Raw genomic sequence first — 17,895 nt, forward strand, 5'->3', positions numbered from 1 at the left:
GGAGATTGTCTTGCAGCCCTCTTTTTCAGAACTCACCAAAAAACAGCTTTTTCTATTAGCGTGTGCCGTTGCCGCTACTGCAGCTAACCTTTATTACACCCAACCTATATTGCCTCTTATAGGCGCAAGCTTAGGTGTTAAAGAAAGCGCGCTTGGTGTTATTCCCGCTCTTGCACAAATAGGCTACGCGGCAGCGATTATCTTTATCTCACCTTTAGGCGATGTCTTAGCAAGGCGCAAAATTATTGTTGTGCTCTCGGTATTGCTTATTGTTGGAGCGTGCATCGCTTCAGTTTCCAGTCATATCGTAATGCTTGGCGTAGCGTGCGTGTTAATTGGCTTAAGTGCCAATATTACTCAGCAAATCATTCCCCTGGTGGCGTCGATGATGGGTGCCGATAAAAAAGGGCCAGCCATTGCGACCGTTATGACGGGGCTTACCCTAGGCATTTTGCTCTCTCGTACCATTAGCGGCACAATAGCGACTCACTTCGGATGGCGCGCTGTTTTTGTAATGTCTGCGCTATTGGCTAGCTTGGTTGGGCTTATGTTGTATTTCATTTTGCCTAACCAAAAACCTAACCTTTCTATGTCATATACGTCGCTACTAAAAAGCTTGCTGCAACTTTTTAAGAAATATAAGACACTTCGAAAGGCTACCTATACTGGCATGATTTGGTTTGCTGCTTTTAACGCATTATGGGCTACATTAGCACTACACGTTAGCGAAGCTCCCTTCTATTTTAACGCCCAACAAGCCGGTATGTTCGGCCTAGTCGCTTTAGCTGGTGTCGCAGGCGCTAAATTAGCAGGTAAATGGGTAAATAAATTGGGAGCGACCCAAAGCGTTACCTATTCAGTTTTAGTTATCATCGCAGGGTTTGCTCTTTCCATATTCACAGAGAACCTGCTTTGGGGCTTAGTTGCAAGTATCGTACTTATCGATTTTGGTGTTTTTAGCGCCCAAGTAGCTAACCAAGTAAGAGTCTTTTCCATAGACGTAGAAGCACAAAGCCGTGTGAACAGTGTATATATGCTGGGCTATTACATTGGCGGTGCTGTAGGTTCATCTGCAGGCGTGAAGCTTTATTCCCAATTTGGGTGGAACGGCGTTTCAGCCATTGCGTGCGGTGCTTTAATTGCGGGTCTTATTATTAACAGAGTGAAGTAGTATTAAGGGTGACTATGCTCAAGCCACGCTTTATGCGCTTGATGTAACGCATGACTAAGTAACGCTCCAACAAAAGCCAGATTGATTAAGTGTTTTTTTCGGTCAGTAACGATTCATTCTGCTCTTGTTCTTCTAGCTTCGCCCGTTCAGCTTTAGAAACATAGGCTGGCTTATTGCTTTTATGAAGTTTAGCCTTAGCTTTCTTATCTTTTTTCTTAAGTTTAGTGAAAATTTTCTTACGACGATTCATGCCCTACTCTCTTAATTAGTTTCGCATATTGTCTTTATTATACAGTGTTCTCAACTAAAGCGGCTACACGTGCTTTAAAGAGCACAAACTTCAAATAGGGGAAATGGCTTAAGATCAAAAAAGCCCCGCATTTTCATGCAGGGCTCTTTGAATAATGGTGCCTCGACCCGGGATCGAACCAGGGACACGCGGATTTTCAATGCAAACCCCACTTTTAAACTACTGAAAATAAATGACTTTTAATTTCTTTGCAAATTCTTTGCAAATACAACTCTTTTCTGTTTTACTGGCGCTATGGCAAAACAGACTGAAAGACACGACATAAACGACGAGCTGTATATCTTTAAACAAGATAACAGTGAGCGCTGGTATGCGCGATTTATACTAACCAATCACAAAAAATGGCTCTGTAAATCAACTAAGAAGAAAGATAAAGACGAAGCTATCGCCATGGCACATCGAATCTTCTTAGACCACCAAATTAGACACGAAAATAACACACTAGTCCAAAGTAAGCGATTCAAAGACGTAGCTGACCGCGTCATCGAAAAGCTTGAAGAGCAACTAGAACACGGGGGCGGTAAACGCACCTATAAAGACTATATTCGAGCGTTAGAAAACTACCACATCCCCTACTTTTCGCGTACGTTTATCACCTCAATTGACCAAGAAGAAATATCTAAGTTTGATGAGTGGCGTAAGGGACGAATGAAGAAGTCTCCAGCCTCCTCTACATTATTAACTCACAATGCTGCTCTTCAGCTCGTTTTTAAAGAAGCTATTGAGCAAAAATGGATGATCGCCGCTCAAGTACCTGTTCTTTCCTCGAAAGGTGGAACAGGCACACGTCGTGCGGCTTTTTCTGAAGAAGAGTATGATGTTATCCTCAACGAAATATATGAAAGTGAGCAAAACGCTCATAGTGAAAAGACCCGTCAAATTCGTGAGTTACTATACGATTACTGTGAAATAGCAGTTAATACCGGAATTAGGCCCGGCACGGAGATGGAACACCTAACTTGGAAAGATATCGAGATTAAAACTCAAGGTTCAAAGGCTCAGTTTTTCATCAATGTCTCCAAGGGTAAAACAACAAAATATACGGGGCCGCGTAAAGTAGTTTGCAAACGTGATGTGATAGGAGCCCTAACGAACCTACGAGAACGCTTTCCATTGCGCACACCCAATCAAAAGCTATTTTTGCTAGCAAGTGGCGAGTCCACAAGGCAATTAGGTAAGGCATTTGAGAAAGCTCTTCAAAGTTCCGGATTAAAAGAGTCACCCAGAGGACCTCGAACGCTGTACTCTCTCCGACACACTTACATTACGTGGCAGCTTCTCAACGGAACCAGCATGGACGTAATTACGAACCAATGTGGAACCAGTACAGAAATGATCGAGCAGCACTATAGTCACGTAAAGCCTGAAATGTTTGCCGACGCTTTATCTGGAGTTACTTTTGATAAAAAAGAGCCCAAAGCATTATCTCGGAAGACATTAAATAGACGCGCAAAGACCGCAGAGCGCGACGAAAAACGCTTTAAAGAATGGGCAGAAGAGTACAAAAGGCGCGGATGTATCTAATTCACCTCATGACCATTTGTACCGCGCTAGTCGTGTTTATTTTCAGTCACAGATACAAGGAACGCCTCTGAATCGGATAACTCTTCTAAAATGAGTTCGCGGAATGAAACCACGCTTTTTGGAACAAGTTTTCTGTCGTTCCATACCAAGTAGCCTACACCAGGAGCACATCTGTAGTCAGTCAATACAGGCTTTAACTCTTCACGTGCAGCGTACTGAACTAAGGAACTCGAAGGAATTAAACAAATTCCCATATTCTTTTTAGCGGCTTGCGTTACTAATCTCAAACTATCAATAGAATATCGAGAATTCACTGCAATTTTGAATGATTGACCATTTTTCTCTAGCTCCCAATATGGCATCGAATTACCGGCTAAAACACAGTGATTTTTTAAATCCTTGTGGGAAATAGGGCAGCCAAACTCTTCTAAATAGTTGGGAGATGCGGCCAAAGAAAGCTCCGTTGTAAACAGCTTTTTCTGAACTAAAGAAGGGATTGTTGACGGTGTTGTCACAATCGCTAAATCGATGTGGTCTTCCAAATAATGTTGTGTGTTGGAAGAGAACACAATATGTATTCCAACATCCGGATTTTCCTTCATAAACCGTAATGCTAAGTCTTGCAAATAAAAATCAGCAAAAGGTTCTGGGCAAGAAATGTATATATCTCCTGTCAACCCCTTGCAGTCTGTTCCCAGCTCATCCCAAACCTCTCTGAACCGTTCGACCAAGTAGCAATATTTTCTGAAAAACAGTTCTCCTTGTGACGTGAGTTCTAATACCTTAGGTGACCGATGTAGTAACTTTACGCCCAATTTTTCCTCTAATTTATTAACTGACCTAGATAACGTTGCGGCAGATACTTTGTTCTCCATAGAAGCACGAGTGAACCCTCCATGCTCTATTACTAAACAAAAATGATAGATATCGACTAGATTTTTGGACTGCAACTCTTCATTCACTACAAATATGCAATATTAACTTACAGTATTGGTTATTTTTAACTAACTGACAACTAGATACCATTAAGAGTTTATTCCGCTTGAATCGAAGTGTGGGATTTCTCGGATTTTTGGCAAACTTGAGGTTAAAACCTAATGCGAACCCTTTCAATAGTAAAGCAAGTGTACCTTCTCCTGGGTACTTTGATTTTTCTTGTCATGATTAATATTTTTGGAATGTTAGAAATAGCAAAAACTAGCCATTTTACTCATTTGGAAAGGGAGTACTTCGTTGGTTACGCAGTAGCCAATAGAAATTTCAAACTATTAAGTTTACAAAATGAACTATCAGATAAAGAACTTTTACTGATAGACAACCCAACCGACGACTACCGGAAAATGGGACTAATACAAGGTGTAGAGAAAGCACTGGAACAAGCGAACACATGTCTCGATTCAGTTAACATGGGAGAAAAACTTCTGTTTAAATTATTAGGGTTTGGTCGAGCGGTCGACATCTGTGAAGAATCAGTCAACCAGAGTCACTCAATTCTATCAATATTGCATCAAGTTCAACGTAAGCAAACAAGTGTCGTAGAATTAGTCTCACGTCTTAGTCCAATGCTTACAAAAATGAAACAACATTCTGAAGAGTTTTCAGTAATCATTCCTGAGATTCGAGTTTTCGTTACTCGTTTCACTCTTATCCTGAGTATTGCAATTTCGGCGGGACTTTTGGGTGCCTTTTATTTTGTCATCCAAGATTTTAAAAGAGGGCTTGTTTCTTTGCAGCAAGATATGTCGCAAATGGAGAGGGAGAAAAACTTTAATCAAAAAGTTAACATACATAAGGAAGATGAAATAGGTATTGTTGCGTCATCTTTTCAAAGCCTTATCAATGAGTTCAAACTACTTATCAATGAAGTGACAAAGACCAATAAATCGTTGCAAGAAGAGAGTGACAACCTAAAACGTCTGGCAAAAAACTCTAACGCTAGCGTAGACGAACAATTCGAAAAGACAGAACAGGTATCTCTTGCAATCGAGCAAATGACAATAGCTATAAATGAAGTAGCGCAAAACATTAATCAAGTCGCTACAAATATCAAGAGTGTAAATCAAGCTTCAGAAAACGGTCAAAGTGTAGTAATTCATTCGATAGACAAACTCAAGAGCTTGGTTACCGAAGTAAGTGAAGCCTCTATTGTTGTCTCTGAACTCGCCGAAAGCGGTAAGCAAGTCAACCAGGTCCTAGATGTAATCACTCAAATTGCAGATCAGACCAATTTATTAGCGTTAAATGCTGCCATTGAAGCAGCAAGAGCGGGAGAGCACGGAAGAGGATTCGCAGTGGTCTCCGACGAAGTTCGAACTCTAGCCATTAGGACTCAAGAGTCGACACAAGAGATAGCCAAAATTACGGAAAAACTCCGATTGGGTTCAAGTAATGCAGTAGCTGCGATGAAAGCGAGTGTTGAGCAAGCACATGAGACAATGGGAACAGCCGAAGGTTCAGGAGACGTACTAAGGCACATAACCAGTCTTTCTCAGCAGATAGTGGAGAGTGCATCGCAGGTTGCTGTCGCAGCGGAAGAACAAACTCAGGTTCTTAGAGATATAAATGATAACGTTGGAGCTTTATCTAAATCAGGAGCAGCGGCCAAACAAGTAGCTAAAGAAACCGACAGTGCAGCAAAAGTCTTAGATACCAATGTAACGTCGATGACCAAGGTCATTAAAGTATTTAAAGTTTAGGTAGCACACAAAGATTCTAAAAATGAGTAAATATCTAAATTCAGATGATGTATTACGAGAAATTTCAGAAGAGCTTAAGCTTGAATTTGTACCTAAGCTCTTTACATGCTTAGCCGAAAATCCAGATGTCTTATACAGTACATGGAACTTAGTGCGATCGGTGCTTCTAAGAGGGCAAGTCGATCGTTTGACCAAAGAGATGATTTTCGTAATTACCGCAAATGAAAAAAACTGCGACTATTGTGGAATAGCTCATCTAACTTTAGCCAAACATTTAGGACTGTCGCCTGCACTAGCCAAAGGCTTGGGGAGTTCAATAAAACTTGTTGAACCTCAATCGTTAAGGAACATTCTAGTTTTCGCCCAAAAATTAGCCTCAAACGATTTAGGTGGGACAAAAAAAGCAAAAAAGATTCTCATCGATTCTGGCTATAGCTCTGACTATATTCAGGAAATAGTATTGTCTGTGGGCACTGCTTCACTGATGAGTTCCATAGCCAATGGACTAGTGTTAAACGACAAAATCGATGAGAAATTTGCTTCTTCGCTATTGTATTATTAATTTCTAAAACCCAAGACACTTTGGCTGAGCTAAGCTGCGGTAGTGTTCCAATAAGCAAAGCATTCAATTCACTTGGACAAGCAATGATGGGAGCTTTACATTATTGCTCTTGGGTTATTACTTTTTACGTCTATCATAAACGAAAATACCGAGCGAGAAAGCCATTACAACCAAGGTCAATATTGGTGGTTTGGATTGAAACGGCAACACTTCTTTAGGCACATTTGGCGACAAATGTACGAATATAGCGACAGACATAATAGCTAAAGTCAAAAACGTTGCTGTATTAAGTGCAATTTTTGCAGCTTTTTTAGAGATAAACCAATCTTTACTCAATATCAACAAGTATGAGAGACCAGCAGTGATTTCTCCCAACTGTCCAGCAATTCCTGAAAGCTTAGGCAATGGCAATCCGGCTAACTCAATTTGAGAAGCAAACATAGTTGCAAAAGGCTGAAAGAACTTGGCCGTTCCACCTAAAATCATAAAACCGCCCAATAAAGCAATTGCAAAGGTTTGAATTTTATTCCCTTTGCTTGCCTTTGAGCGAGAGATATAAGTTAGGGTTATCAAAGCCATTACGCTAATCAAACCAACTTCCAAAAGAATTTGAGTATTCATAATGTTTATACCTATTTGTATTGCTTAAGGTGGCTTATTCAGGTTGCAGAAGGAATTTAGTGACAAACAATCTAACGATAGGTGCAACTACTGCTAAAAGTAATAATGCGGGTGGTACTACTTGCGCAATAGCCGCTCCCCAAGCACTAAAGAAGTCCGCCCCTAAAGGCAAATTACGATAGGCCATTATCCCGGACATTCCCAATAACATAGTTGGTAGCACCATAGACATCATTAACGGATATTGAAATTTACGTGGAAACTTTTTCATCTTTAACTCCAAAACTATTCACTTAATTTAGTCACTGCAACTAATCGATGAAGTTATTCTAATCGCTCGCCATTCATTCAAAAATAGACAATAATGCATTTTAAGAATACATATATGTAGCCATAGGTTAACTGCAAGTCTGAAGGTGGGAATATGATAAATACAAAACAAATGACTAACTTATATTGGTTTTGCTTATCTGTTGAATCTGGAGGCTTTGCTGCTGCAAGCATCAAAGCTAAAACCTCTGCTCCTACGGTTTCCCGCTCAGTGGCTCATCTTGAAGAGCAACTTAATGAAAAGCTTCTTCATCGAAACGCGAAAAATTTTAGACTTACGAATGCAGGAGAAGAAGTCTACAAAAAGTTTTCTCATGTTTTTGCTCAACTAGATGAACAATGGCTCAGCTTATCAAATAGCCAAGGAGAGCTTACTGGTGATATTCATATCTCTTGCCCAGAGCCTTTTGCTGATTTCTTTTTACAACCGTTAGCTATCGAGTTTATGAAGCAACACCCCAACGTGAACATTTTCGTTCACTTTGCCTCTGATGCTGAAGGTTTTATCGATGAACAAATAGATTTGGCGATTGTTACCATGCCAGCTACATCGCCAAACTTAGTGCAAAAAAGATTATTTGAGGCCGAACTAGCCTTGGCTGCCTCCCCTGAATATTTAAGACACCACCCAGCACCGGATTCGGCAGAAGCACTGCTAGGCCACCAACTATTGGCGGGCAATAATTTTCCTTATTGGCATTTAAAAGAAGAAGGCAAAACGATAAAAATCCCCGTAAAACCTAAGTATGCGATTAACAGCTTACGGTTGAATATTCAGGCAGCTATTGCTGGAGCAGGCATATGCTTATTACCTAAAGTGGCACTAAAGCGTTTAGCAGAAGATAACAAGCTAACTCCAATTTTACCCCAGTTAGAGTGCCCAACTGGAACGGCATACATTGTTTGGACTGACAGAAAAATGGTTTCTTCCCGTGTGGTAACTTTTCGTGATGAAATTTTTAACAATATGAACAAAGGAGCAGAAAACTTGTGGGGCGCTATGTTTCAATAAAAGCTTTTATATCTGCACCGATGCTCTTAATATAAGAACCGAGCTGATTGTGATCGGTTCTTAGCAAGTTACTCAACTAGTGTTTTTAGTGCCTCTTTTAGTTTAAATTCATTCGCTCTTAAACGAACATCTTCAGCTTGGTCTATCCACCGAATAATTCCTTCTTCATCTATTAACAAAGTTGTTGGAATTGCCATAGGTTTATATTTCATCATCATAGGGAAGGGCAAACCAAAGAACGTTTTGCTCGATGCACTTTCACCGCCCAATGCTTTGTGATGTTCCACGCCAAACTGTCGAATTACCGTTAGCTCAGGATCAGACAGTAGCGTATGGCTTAAATGGTCTCTTTCTTGGTGCTTTTTAGCTGATTGAATATCATCATTTGAAATCGCAATGATGTTGACATTATACTCATCAAAAACAGGCTTCATTTCTTCAAACATTTGTAGCTCAGTACTACAGTACGGACACCATGATCCCCGAAAGAACTTTAATAGCGTTCTTTGGCCTATAAGGTGGTTGGCATCAAATACAGTACCATCGATATTCTTAGCTTGAAATTGAGGTACTTTGTCGCCTACTTTTACTTGCAAATTACCCAACGGAGGCTTGGCTTCTTTAAAAGTAACGAAAAATACCGTTGTCATCATTAAAGGCATGGCTGACATTAAAAATACTAGTAATGAGCCACTTGATAATGATTGAACAGTTAGAATGATCGCGATAGTGCTAAGCAATGAACCAATTGCAAGTGCAGTAATAAACAGCACTGGCACTTTCGGTGTTCTGCGCTTTTTAACTTTGGCAAAATACAAGACTGCACCTACCGCTGTAGTCAAAAAGCCGACCAAACTCAATAGTATATCCTCAGACATCTCTTTATTCCCCTTGTTGTACTAGCTCTTGCAATACCTGTTTAAAGGTCTCTTGAGGTTGAGCACCAGTTAGCGCACTAGTGCGATTAAAAACCACTGTTGGTACACCGTTAACACCAAGCTGCCGCCACTGCGTTTGGAGCGTTCTAACTTTTTGTTTGATTTCGTCATTGTTCAGTACCGCTAATGCCTCCTCTTTACTGATACCAACAGCATTAGCTTCTTCCAACAAGATCTCTTGTTTTGCAACATCCTTTTTCTCAGTAAAGAATGCTGAAAACAAACGCATCTTTAAATCCATCTGCTTACCCACACTATGGGCATAATCAAGCAGTATGTGAGCATCAAAGTAGTTAAACTCGAAACCATAATCAGCACCTGCTTGGGTAATATTGGCTCTGGCTCGATCACTATTTTCTTTTTTGAAGAGCCATACTTTCTCGCAACATGGGCACGTAATTCCTTGCCCTCTGCTGGCATATCAGGGTTTAATTCAAAAGGCTGCCACTGTATATGAACTTTACCTTGAGGGCCTAACTCTTCTATTACTGCGTTTAGGTGATTAAAACCAACAATGTACCAAGGGCAAGTAACATCAGAAATAATGTCGAGTTTAATTTTTTAGTCATTATTCAGCGCCAATGGAAAAGCTTGCATCACACAAGCTACTAACAGGTATATTGAAAAGGTTTTACAGACGTTTAGTATCTAATGCACCGTTTAGGATTTTTTGCATCGAAAGTGACATCATTTTTCGAGGGGTTAGGTCAGCCATAAACGCCATAATATTGTTTCTCAAACCCGGCACGGTCAAAACACGTTTACCAACACCTTGTAAACCAACTTTTGCTACTTTCTCTGGCGACCTAGCGGCCATCGGTACTTTTTTCCAATTAACACCGGTGCTAACTGCCATAGGTGTTTGGGTTAACCCCGGAGATAAAATACTGACATCAACGCCCTTTGACTTAAGCTCTCCGTAGAGTGATTGACCAAAGTTTATTACGAATGCCTTTGAGCCAGCATATGTTGAGAAGTAAGGAGAGGCCATTTGACCAAACATGCTTGCAACCAACAAAATTCCGCCTTTACCACGTTCAACCATAGTTTGACTAAAGTGGTGACTTAGCTCCATGGTAGACATCACATTGACTTGCAATAGACGCTTTTCCGCCTCTAAGTCATTCTTTTCAAATGCACCATTGGTTTCTAACCCTGCCGATAGAGCTATCAATCCGATATCGTGGCTAACGGCTTTAATTCTCTCGACACCTTGCTCACTGCTTAGATCAGCGACAATAACATCTGTTTGAACGTTGAAATCATTTTTTAGCTGTAGTGCATAGTCCTTTAATTCTTGTTCTCGTCTTGCAACGAGAACAACATCCATACCATCAGCAGCTAATTGCTTAGCCATCTGCTGACCAATACCAGATGTTGCACCTGTGACCAGTGCCCATCCACCATATTTCTGCTTAAAATCAAAAGACATAATGCTTGATCCTAAAAACTTATCGTCTAGTCACCTCGCCCAAGAGACGAGGTACAATTTGTTTGATTTAGTCTTGGATTATTTAGTCCAAGCAAATTTTGAGAACATAGGGTCTACCGGTGTTTTTGCTACGTGATTAACATAGTTGCTGATTACTTTTTGTGATAAACCAAGAATAATTTCAATCACTTGTTGTTGACTGTAACCAGCAGCGAAAAATGTTTCCATTTGCTCATCAGATACGTTTCCACGCTGACGCACCATAGCTAATGTAAAATCATGCAATGCTTGTAATTTAGCAGTAGGCATTGGTTCGCTGTTACGCAATGCTTCAGTTAATGCAGGATCAACCTTCATTGAATGTGCAATTGCTGTATGAGCAGGTACACAGAAAGTACATTCATGCTCAACATTAATAGTTTGCCAAACAACAGTTAACTCTTCGGCATCAAATGAAGTTGACATAAATAACTCATGTAGCTGTTGGTAAGCTTTTAATGTTTCAGGTGACGCAGCCATAGCTGCGTACAAACCCGGTACAGTTCCCATCTGCTTAACTGCACCTTCTAACATTGCTTTGCTTTTCTCTGGTGCTGTTTCTACTGTGTGAAATGTAAATTTACTCATTCTATTTCTCCAAATATCTTCGGCTAGTACCTAACCTGCCTGTCATGTATATGTGGCGTAATACTTACTGCGCCTCGTCGATATGGTGTACTTTATATCAACTTGAACGATCGTTCAACACTAATTTTGAGCGTTCGTTCAAATAAATGCGAATTTTTACGCTATCTTTCTGAATTAATTAAAAATAAAAATAAAAGGAAATTTTCAAGCAATCCCTTAGTGAGATAATTAGCTATTTATTGCTTTACCTGAACTCGATAGAAACCTATAATTGAACGATTGTTCAAGCGGTCCTTATAGGTAGATGTAATGGTAAAGACAGCAAAATTTGATCGCAAAGATGTGATAGACAAAGCAACTAATCTTTATTGGAAGAAAGGCTTTCACGCTACTACAATGCGTAATTTACAAGATGAGATTGATATGCGCCCTGGAAGCATATATTCGGCATTTGGTAGTAAGGATGGCTTATTTAAAGAAGCACTAAGACATTATACCGATATGGGATTAGCTCAAATGCGAAGTTTTGCAGGGCAAAATAAATCCCCCACCGGTGCGCTGAAAGCATTCGTTAAAGCGCTAGTAATTGATACACAAACTGATGCACCAAATGGTATGTGCATGCTTTCTAAAACCTTAGGGGAATTGACCGAGCAAAATCAAGAGCTTATTGATGTGACTAAGAACCATCTTGGTGAAATCACAAATGAGATGGTCTTAATGATTGAGCAGGCTAAAGCTAATGGCGAAATAGATAAAGCTAAAGATGCCCAAGAACTTGTGGAGCATATTCAAATTCAAATAGCAGGGTTGCGTACATTTGCGAAAATAAATAGTGATAAGCAGCTACTAGACAAAAAAATAGAAGCCATATTTATTAATTACCCTTTTTAGTTTTTATTGTTTATGAGGGAGTGAGCATGCCGCAGAAAGTTATCTTATTCGACATCAATGAGACTGTCTTAAATTTAGGTCAGTTAAAGCCTAAGTTTGAGCAGTACTTTGGAAACGAACTATTCTTGAATACTTGGTTTTCAATGCTGCTACACTCATCCACAGTATGCTTAACAACCAAGGTAAAAACAAACTTTAAAGACTTAGCAGTGGCGAGTTTAAATGCACTCGCTGGTCGGTTAGGTAAATCGTTAACTAGTGAGCAATGTAGCGATGTTATAAGTACATTAGCAAATTTACCTGCGCATGATGATATTAAGCCTGCATTGGTTTTATTGAGGAGTGCGGGTTTCAAGCTTGTTGCTTTCTCAAATTCATCTGAAACTTTACTTAAATCTCAGTTAAAAAATGCTGGATTAACCGAATATTTCGATAACGCAATTTCAGTTGAAAACGCAAAGACTTTTAAGCCATCCGAAGATGCTTATAAATATGCCGTTGAAAAGCTAAATGTCACTTCTCATAACATGACATTGGTGGCCGCCCATGACTGGGATACCCATGGCGCTTTATGCGCTGGATTAAATGCGGCTTTCGTAGACCGATTTAACGCACCATATAATCCGACTTATAAAAAGCCAGCAATTATTGGTAATACAATGGGTGAAATTGTAGATAAGCTGATTGAGTTAAAGTGACTAAATTCAGCGTCTGTTGTGCGCTCTTAGCTGCCTGCCGGATGGCAGTCTAAACTTATTCTTCGAAACTACTATCTATAATTAATTCTTTTATTTTCAAAGCACGCGATAAAGCAATATATCGAATCTCTACTGCTGCCCACCTTTTAGTTCTAGATATGTGGAAAGGTACAATTGGCCGGGTAACGTTCTACCGCTTCCCTCAGCTTCGCAATGACCTTGTAATCGTGGGTTCCATTCGGCTAATATCGATATACTGATTCACTAATGCCATCAACGCGACAAGCCAAACATAAGCTAGCCCCATGCTGCTCTCGCGCATAGTTCACAAGCTCACGCCTTATCGCTGGCTTTACAGCTTTTTTTCAACGATATCTTTGAGGATCCGATGTTCCAGGCTTAAGTCTGCAAACATGGCTTTGAGTTTCTGGTTCTCGTCTTCAAGCTCTTTCAATCGTTTGACTTCAGACGCTTCTATTCCACCGTATTTGGCTTTCCAGTTGTAATAGGTCGCATCAGAAATACCGTACTCACGGCAGACTTCTTTCACCAGTCTGCCTGCTTCCACTTCCTTTAAGATCTTCACGATCTGCGTTTCTGTGTATCGAGATTTTTTCATCAGGAGTTCTCCTTTCTTGGCTCTGTTTACGCCGAAGAACTCTAAAAAGGTATGTAAATACTTTAGGGGGCATAAAATTGGACTCGTTAGGTAACAAACAGATTTTTGTTACATTCTCTAGTTGACACTACACCCTCTAATTTAATATCCAAAAGAAACCTCGCGTAATATTTTCTCGTAAAATTACGCACCAAGCGTAATTCATATTTTTGTGTTCTAATTAACAAAACTGCCTAATGGACATTCATTTCAACCATGGAAAGAAAAAATGGATTACAACCCACACAAACAAAGTCAGTCTTTAGCAACAACTAAGCTTTGTATTGAGCACGCGCTTTCTCACTGTAAATCGCAAAAAGAATTAGCTCTTGAGCTCAACGAGGAGCAAAGCAGAATATCCGAAATGAAAAAGGGCATTACCCGTTTGAGGACAGTAAAAGCGGAAGCGATTTTTGCGAAGTTTGGATATCCTCGAGGCTCCAAAGGTCGATACTTCCCTAGGTCCAAAGCTGTCAAGTCGGCGTCGGAGCTAACGCAGTTGATACAAGCACGTGGAAAATATCTACAAAGCGTAATTCTTCAAGACATTTTGATTATCTATAAAAAGTATTTTTGCACTGCTCAAGATGTTAAAGAGACTAACTCCGAAATTGACCACATTTTTAATGAGTTAATATTTGACCCAGTCTTTTGTGATGCTTCGAATACACTTATTAACGAATACTTCGGCGGCTATAGTGACTTTTGGCACCCAAATACTTTCGAAATTGACGCTTCCAAACTAAGTGAATTAAGTTTATCAAAAGACAGCGTTTACAGAACTCTAGTAGAGAGAATTAAGTCGTTTCAGTTGATTGACGCGTTTGCGTCTTTTGGTCAAGAACACGTAAATCAAGATGATGTATACAAACTTTCCATATTCGTATTGGCTTCAGTAGCCGTTAATCTAACGATGACAGACAAGAGCTACTTTTTAGCAGCTTGGGATTGTACACCTTGCAGATTTGGACATATAGATTATGTATCAGAAGTTTCGGTAAGTGGCATTACGTTGGCTGAGGCAGACTTCTGCGATAACGGGGCTGGAAGGCTAATCTATTTTGGAAAAAAGAAATCTCTTGAGAAACAAAACTGCTTGGAGGCGCTCATATATCAGTTAAAGAAAAAGCTTCCGAACACATCTAAGTACAACTTGATGGAACTACCGCGCCCTCTTTTCTCCGAGTCAGACTTATACTTAAAGTTGGACAGTGTAATTATTGTGTACGATCCCGATACTTCAGTGAGTAAAGTTTGTGTATCGCTTATGCCATCGTTAAATGTAACAGAGAACTCAGGCATGGAAAGACTTAACTTAATATTGCCTGACGTAACTCCAAAAGAGTTAATCGAAGAGGTGCTACCTTTGATAAATCAACTTTCTGACAGTGAAGATTTTCTATGCTGGGAAACAACGGAACACAGCGTTAAATCAAAATTAGCCGAGCTGGGAGTGTTACTTCCAGGCGTCATCACCATCTAGTATCTAATGAACAATATTTTGATACTGTTTTCACTATTTCATAAATCTCAGACTGTTGTTTGGAAAGGTAACGTTAATCTACATTAACGTTACCTATTCGAGTGAAGATAAGAAGTTAGCTTTCCGCTTTTGATTACGATATGTCATGCAAGCGAATAGCGCTCACGTCAGCAGCAAATGTTGAATAATTAAAGGGTTGTAAATCTCTGCCAAGATAGTTGGGTTACGTCAACATGTTGGAGATATACAAGATGAAAACTAAGCTACCTCATATTGGTATTTTTTGGGTCTACAAGTCGACTGTACTTGCTAAGGCGATGCCTTTGAATAGTGCAGAGCCTGATAGCCTTTCACTCTATGACAGTAACTTTAGCCATTTAGTAGAGTGGGAAGAGCATAGAATATACCTTCCGTGTTTTCCTGAGCTCATTGCTGTTGAATATCAAGAAGTCAGCAGGGGTAGAGTAATCTACTCTGGAAACTCAAAGTTCTTTAAAATATATGCAGACAGAAAAGTGGTACAGAGCGTTGAGCTTCAAACCTTGGTATGTGATAAATTTAATCTAATACCGAGTCAATGCACTTGGAAGCTAGACAAGCATTACCGTATCTTTAGTTCATAAAAAGCTTACGAAAAAGTTAAAAAGTCGCTCAGTAAAGAGTACGCAAGCAAATCATAGGGACATGACGTTGAATATATTTGAAGTAATAAACAATAGTATTTCTGATTTTGTAGAAAACCAAGAAAATCAAGCGCTCAAGAGAGGTACAGGCTCTTATTCGATACCGTTTAGAGGCTCTATCTTTGGAGAAGTCGAGACAGCAAAAGTATTAAGTAAGCTCAATACCGAATCAGTCGATGTGATTTGGTTAGGCTCAAATCCTAATGTTCCTGAATCTCTCGACGCTATTTTGACTCCTTCCTCCCCTTCTCACTACGAGGGTTTTGTGCAACAGGCCATGAACGACAATTTCAGCGAAGCGTACAAAAATAGCGAAGGTGCGAATGTCCCATTGTGGGATCCTATTAGCAAGCCAAACAACAAGTGGCAATTCTACTCAGAGATATTCAATAAGCGGTTTGGCGAACACAAAACACTCATGGCTAACATAGTGCTGTGGGGAAGTAAGGATTTCAAAAGCTTCACTTCTCAGTTGGCTAAATACGATAAAGCGCTTTTAGAGAGAGCTATTCAGTTTTCGTACGAGCTGAACAATCAGATAATAGAGTACTTCAAGCCAAAGGTTGTTCTTGTTCCCAAGAGCTTTAATAGCCCATCATCAAAGAATTGGCTGTTACACTCTTCAAACTTGACGGACATACAACATCACGAAGTGAGAGGTAAAGTAACGTTCAAGTTTTCAGTAGGTAAACTGCAAAAAGACGATTTTAAAACAACTGTAATATCAGCCCCCCACCCTTCATACACACCAAGAATTGGTCGTGAATTTAGCGAGTCTGCGCAAAACGCTATCTTCACAGTATTACAAAATTGCTGATACACATTACTCAACACGTCTACAGTACAGTGTTGCTTGCGCCATCTGGCAACACTGTCAACTGTTCAAGAAAATATCTTTGTAGCGCTCAAGCATTTTAATACGTTTAGTCTCTAGAGTGTTAGGAGACAGAATAAGACTGCGAATATTGCACTTCTCTACACCAGATAACGTTCGCTTCCCCATTAGTTTGACTCTATCTTCGATGGGCATTTCAACTAACGAATCGGGAGCAATGATATCAAACTGACTCAAGAAACAAGGCACGCGCTCCATCTCTAGTAGAGAATACTTTTTCGCCGAGTGTTTATATGAATAGACATATGCACTCTCGACCCTAGTTGCATACGATATATTTTTCATTACCGTAAGTGCGTCATCTTCGGTATAAGATCTTTCTTTAAAGATGAGGTCAAATAGCTTCGATACCGGACAGTAAATTTTGTTCTTTATGGTCCCTCCGCACTCAGCTTTAAAAACGTCATAAGTGGCCTGAGTAAACGGTTGCTCTTTACCTCTTATTTTCCAATTAAACTTCTCTTCCTTCCCGAAAAAACTGTTATGAACAATTTGCGGAGCAAAAACATTATGTAATTGAAGTCCATTTTCCATTAACGATATGATAGAGTTTTTTGTCGCGCGTTTACGTTCGTCCCCTAGTAGCGTGTTAAACCAATTAAAAAATTTTGCCAACTCACTATCTCTAAAATAAGAGGGAGTGAAGTCAACTCTAACATGCCTAAAATCAACACCACCATTATTGCTAACTAAATAAATTCTTATCCCTTTTCCTTTTTTAAATTTCAAAACCCAAGAATATTTATAATATTTGTTGCTTGAACCTTTTTCTAAAGTAGAATTTTTAGGACAATCACCAGCGCTTAACCGACTACTTATTTTTAAAGATTTTTCTTTAGATATACCGTATCCAATTGTTAACCTATCAAAATCTGGGTCAACCCATCGAGGATTGTCTAAGTAGCGATAAAAATTATCTGAGTTTCTTTTTAAAAATCCGTCATTACTTACTATGGCACTAAGTGCGCTATCTCTGTCCTCAATTCGTAGTGCCGAATAAAAGTCTTGAATTAACTTTGCATCCTTCTTTTGAGTTTTGGCGTTACTGCACATTGAGTCATTAAGTTTGCATCGGGAACGTAGTTCACGAAACCTCCTTCTACTACAATGATTATTAATGAGATTGTTATTATGTACTGTGGTAGTAGTATAGTTAGTAGTATTAGTTATATTAGTAGTGTACATACTGATAGTTGTGTGCGTGTGTGACATGTATTTAAATTAGTAAACTCACAAAATTTTCCTATTATTTTAAAAAAGATGCCTTACCCCTCAAAAACGCGCTCTAGCCCTGCTAAAACCGCATCCCTACTGCATTTTTACGATATTACATTTTTTAGAGTGAAAGCGTTGCGCAACGC

The 17,895-nt window shown here is 39.6% G+C and carries 20 protein-coding genes and 1 pseudogene; 10 read left to right on the plus strand and 11 right to left on the minus strand.

Annotation, left to right across the window (positions count from 1 at the left end; all coding sequences use genetic code 11):
• Positions 1–10: 10 nt before the first annotated feature.
• A complete protein-coding gene (locus KL866_RS04555) occupies positions 11–1,171 on the plus strand; it encodes an MFS transporter (protein ID WP_251139832.1) in 1,161 nt (386 codons plus the stop codon).
• A gap of 85 nt (positions 1,172–1,256) precedes the next feature.
• Here the strand turns inward: KL866_RS04555 and KL866_RS04560 are convergent, their stop codons facing one another.
• On the minus strand, positions 1,257–1,421 hold the full coding sequence (locus tag KL866_RS04560; RefSeq protein WP_081765857.1) for a DUF2986 domain-containing protein: 165 nt from the start codon (positions 1,419–1,421) through the stop codon (positions 1,257–1,259).
• Positions 1,422–1,715: 294 nt separating this feature from the next.
• On the opposite strand from KL866_RS04560, the gene KL866_RS04565 reads away from it, so the two are divergent.
• Positions 1,716–3,005, plus strand: coding sequence for a tyrosine-type recombinase/integrase (locus tag KL866_RS04565; protein ID WP_214993672.1), 1,290 nt, complete (start codon positions 1,716–1,718; stop codon positions 3,003–3,005).
• A gap of 26 nt (positions 3,006–3,031) precedes the next feature.
• Here KL866_RS04565 and KL866_RS04570 read toward each other — a convergent pair whose 3' ends face one another.
• On the minus strand, positions 3,032–3,967 hold the full coding sequence (locus KL866_RS04570; RefSeq protein ID WP_214993674.1) for a LysR family transcriptional regulator: 936 nt from the start codon (positions 3,965–3,967) through the stop codon (positions 3,032–3,034).
• Between the two features lie 135 nt (positions 3,968–4,102).
• Here KL866_RS04570 and KL866_RS04575 point away from each other — a divergent pair, with 135 nt between their 5' ends.
• Both KL866_RS04575 and KL866_RS04580 read left to right on the plus strand, forming a co-directional pair.
• Positions 4,103–5,701 carry a methyl-accepting chemotaxis protein gene (locus KL866_RS04575; RefSeq protein WP_214993676.1) on the plus strand — a complete coding sequence of 533 codons (1,599 nt, stop codon included), beginning with the start codon at positions 4,103–4,105 and terminating at the stop codon, positions 5,699–5,701.
• A 22-nt stretch (positions 5,702–5,723) separates the two neighbouring features.
• Positions 5,724–6,263 (plus strand): hypothetical protein, encoded by a 540-nt coding sequence (locus KL866_RS04580; RefSeq protein ID WP_214993678.1) that lies wholly within the window; start codon positions 5,724–5,726, stop codon positions 6,261–6,263.
• Between the two features lie 117 nt (positions 6,264–6,380).
• On the opposite strand, the gene KL866_RS04585 is transcribed toward KL866_RS04580, so the two are convergent.
• Both KL866_RS04585 and KL866_RS04590 read right to left on the minus strand, forming a co-directional pair.
• Positions 6,381–6,884, minus strand: a complete 504-nt coding sequence (locus KL866_RS04585; RefSeq protein ID WP_214993679.1) for a hypothetical protein — start codon at positions 6,882–6,884, stop codon at positions 6,381–6,383.
• A gap of 34 nt (positions 6,885–6,918) precedes the next feature.
• Positions 6,919–7,155: a DUF2798 domain-containing protein gene (locus KL866_RS04590; RefSeq protein WP_025255263.1), complete on the minus strand. Its 237-nt coding sequence runs from the start codon at positions 7,153–7,155 to the stop codon at positions 6,919–6,921.
• Positions 7,156–7,308: 153 nt separating this feature from the next.
• Here KL866_RS04590 and KL866_RS04595 point away from each other — a divergent pair, with 153 nt between their 5' ends.
• Positions 7,309–8,226 carry a LysR family transcriptional regulator gene (locus KL866_RS04595; RefSeq protein ID WP_214993685.1) on the plus strand — a complete coding sequence of 306 codons (918 nt, stop codon included), beginning with the start codon at positions 7,309–7,311 and terminating at the stop codon, positions 8,224–8,226.
• Positions 8,227–8,294: 68 nt separating this feature from the next.
• Here the strand turns inward: KL866_RS04595 and KL866_RS04600 are convergent, their stop codons facing one another.
• From KL866_RS04600 to KL866_RS04615, 5 genes are all read right to left on the minus strand, one after another.
• On the minus strand, positions 8,295–9,104 hold the full coding sequence (locus KL866_RS04600) for a redoxin domain-containing protein (protein ID WP_214993692.1): 810 nt from the start codon (positions 9,102–9,104) through the stop codon (positions 8,295–8,297).
• 4 nt (positions 9,105–9,108) lie between these two features.
• Entirely contained in the window at positions 9,109–9,405 is a 297-nt protein-coding gene (locus tag KL866_RS20145) for a DsbA family protein (protein WP_251139833.1), read from the minus strand.
• Complete coding sequence (locus KL866_RS20150; protein ID WP_311236121.1) at positions 9,396–9,722, minus strand: DsbA family protein; 327 nt, start codon at positions 9,720–9,722, stop codon at positions 9,396–9,398. The genes KL866_RS20145 and KL866_RS20150 overlap by 10 nt, the downstream gene beginning before the upstream one ends.
• Positions 9,723–9,795: 73 nt before the next feature.
• Positions 9,796–10,596, minus strand: coding sequence for an SDR family oxidoreductase (locus KL866_RS04610; RefSeq protein WP_214993694.1), 801 nt, complete (start codon positions 10,594–10,596; stop codon positions 9,796–9,798).
• A gap of 78 nt (positions 10,597–10,674) precedes the next feature.
• Positions 10,675–11,223 (minus strand): carboxymuconolactone decarboxylase family protein, encoded by a 549-nt coding sequence (locus KL866_RS04615; RefSeq protein WP_214993696.1) that lies wholly within the window; start codon positions 11,221–11,223, stop codon positions 10,675–10,677.
• Positions 11,224–11,532: 309 nt separating this feature from the next.
• Here KL866_RS04615 and KL866_RS04620 point away from each other — a divergent pair, with 309 nt between their 5' ends.
• Positions 11,533–12,117, plus strand: coding sequence for a TetR/AcrR family transcriptional regulator (locus tag KL866_RS04620; protein ID WP_214993698.1), 585 nt, complete (start codon positions 11,533–11,535; stop codon positions 12,115–12,117).
• A 26-nt stretch (positions 12,118–12,143) separates the two neighbouring features.
• Positions 12,144–12,815, plus strand: coding sequence for a haloacid dehalogenase type II (locus KL866_RS04625; RefSeq protein WP_214993704.1), 672 nt, complete (start codon positions 12,144–12,146; stop codon positions 12,813–12,815).
• 176 nt (positions 12,816–12,991) lie between these two features.
• Here the strand turns inward: KL866_RS04625 and KL866_RS04630 are convergent.
• A pseudogene (locus KL866_RS04630) lies at positions 12,992–13,434 on the minus strand (transposase); the annotation flags it as partial.
• 268 nt (positions 13,435–13,702) lie between these two features.
• Between KL866_RS04630 and KL866_RS04635 the strand changes: the two are divergent.
• The 3 genes from KL866_RS04635 to KL866_RS04645 all read left to right on the plus strand — a co-directional run bounded on the left by KL866_RS04635 (position 13,703) and on the right by KL866_RS04645 (position 16,456).
• On the plus strand, positions 13,703–14,956 hold the full coding sequence (locus tag KL866_RS04635; RefSeq protein ID WP_214993706.1) for a hypothetical protein: 1,254 nt from the start codon (positions 13,703–13,705) through the stop codon (positions 14,954–14,956).
• Between the two features lie 251 nt (positions 14,957–15,207).
• Positions 15,208–15,579, plus strand: a complete 372-nt coding sequence (locus KL866_RS04640; RefSeq protein WP_251139834.1) for a hypothetical protein — start codon at positions 15,208–15,210, stop codon at positions 15,577–15,579.
• A 61-nt stretch (positions 15,580–15,640) separates the two neighbouring features.
• The gene (locus KL866_RS04645) at positions 15,641–16,456 is read left to right on the plus strand and encodes a hypothetical protein (RefSeq protein ID WP_214993710.1); all 816 of its coding nucleotides are present in this window, start codon (positions 15,641–15,643) and stop codon (positions 16,454–16,456) included.
• A gap of 57 nt (positions 16,457–16,513) precedes the next feature.
• Here KL866_RS04645 and KL866_RS04650 read toward each other — a convergent pair whose 3' ends face one another.
• The gene (locus tag KL866_RS04650; RefSeq protein ID WP_214993712.1) at positions 16,514–17,587 is read right to left on the minus strand and encodes a hypothetical protein; all 1,074 of its coding nucleotides are present in this window, start codon (positions 17,585–17,587) and stop codon (positions 16,514–16,516) included.
• Positions 17,588–17,895 lie beyond the last annotated feature (308 nt).

Origin of the sequence: Alteromonas sp. ALT199, assembly GCF_018619335.1 — a bacterium.
Classification (GTDB): Bacteria; Pseudomonadota; Gammaproteobacteria; order Enterobacterales; family Alteromonadaceae; genus Alteromonas.

Bases quoted from the DNA above. Each gene is read 5' to 3' on its own strand.
- KL866_RS04560 (WP_081765857.1), bottom strand. From the start codon at position 1,421: ATGAATCGTCGTAAGAAAATTTTCACTAAACTTAAGAAAAAAGATAAG.
- KL866_RS04565 (WP_214993672.1), top strand. From the start codon at position 1,716: ATGGCAAAACAGACTGAAAGACACGACATAAACGACGAGCTGTATATC.
- KL866_RS04575 (WP_214993676.1), top strand. From the start codon at position 4,103: ATGCGAACCCTTTCAATAGTAAAGCAAGTGTACCTTCTCCTGGGTACT.
- KL866_RS04580 (WP_214993678.1), top strand. From the start codon at position 5,724: ATGAGTAAATATCTAAATTCAGATGATGTATTACGAGAAATTTCAGAA.
- KL866_RS04585 (WP_214993679.1), bottom strand. From the start codon at position 6,884: ATGAATACTCAAATTCTTTTGGAAGTTGGTTTGATTAGCGTAATGGCT.
- KL866_RS04590 (WP_025255263.1), bottom strand. From the start codon at position 7,155: ATGAAAAAGTTTCCACGTAAATTTCAATATCCGTTAATGATGTCTATG.
- KL866_RS04595 (WP_214993685.1), top strand. From the start codon at position 7,309: ATGATAAATACAAAACAAATGACTAACTTATATTGGTTTTGCTTATCT.
- KL866_RS04600 (WP_214993692.1), bottom strand. From the start codon at position 9,104: ATGTCTGAGGATATACTATTGAGTTTGGTCGGCTTTTTGACTACAGCG.
- KL866_RS20145 (WP_251139833.1), bottom strand. From the start codon at position 9,405: ATGGATTTAAAGATGCGTTTGTTTTCAGCATTCTTTACTGAGAAAAAG.
- KL866_RS04610 (WP_214993694.1), bottom strand. From the start codon at position 10,596: ATGTCTTTTGATTTTAAGCAGAAATATGGTGGATGGGCACTGGTCACA.
- KL866_RS04615 (WP_214993696.1), bottom strand. From the start codon at position 11,223: ATGAGTAAATTTACATTTCACACAGTAGAAACAGCACCAGAGAAAAGC.
- KL866_RS04620 (WP_214993698.1), top strand. From the start codon at position 11,533: ATGGTAAAGACAGCAAAATTTGATCGCAAAGATGTGATAGACAAAGCA.
- KL866_RS04625 (WP_214993704.1), top strand. From the start codon at position 12,144: ATGCCGCAGAAAGTTATCTTATTCGACATCAATGAGACTGTCTTAAAT.
- KL866_RS04635 (WP_214993706.1), top strand. From the start codon at position 13,703: ATGGATTACAACCCACACAAACAAAGTCAGTCTTTAGCAACAACTAAG.
- KL866_RS04640 (WP_251139834.1), top strand. From the start codon at position 15,208: ATGAAAACTAAGCTACCTCATATTGGTATTTTTTGGGTCTACAAGTCG.
- KL866_RS04645 (WP_214993710.1), top strand. From the start codon at position 15,641: ATGACGTTGAATATATTTGAAGTAATAAACAATAGTATTTCTGATTTT.
- KL866_RS04650 (WP_214993712.1), bottom strand. From the start codon at position 17,587: ATGTGCAGTAACGCCAAAACTCAAAAGAAGGATGCAAAGTTAATTCAA.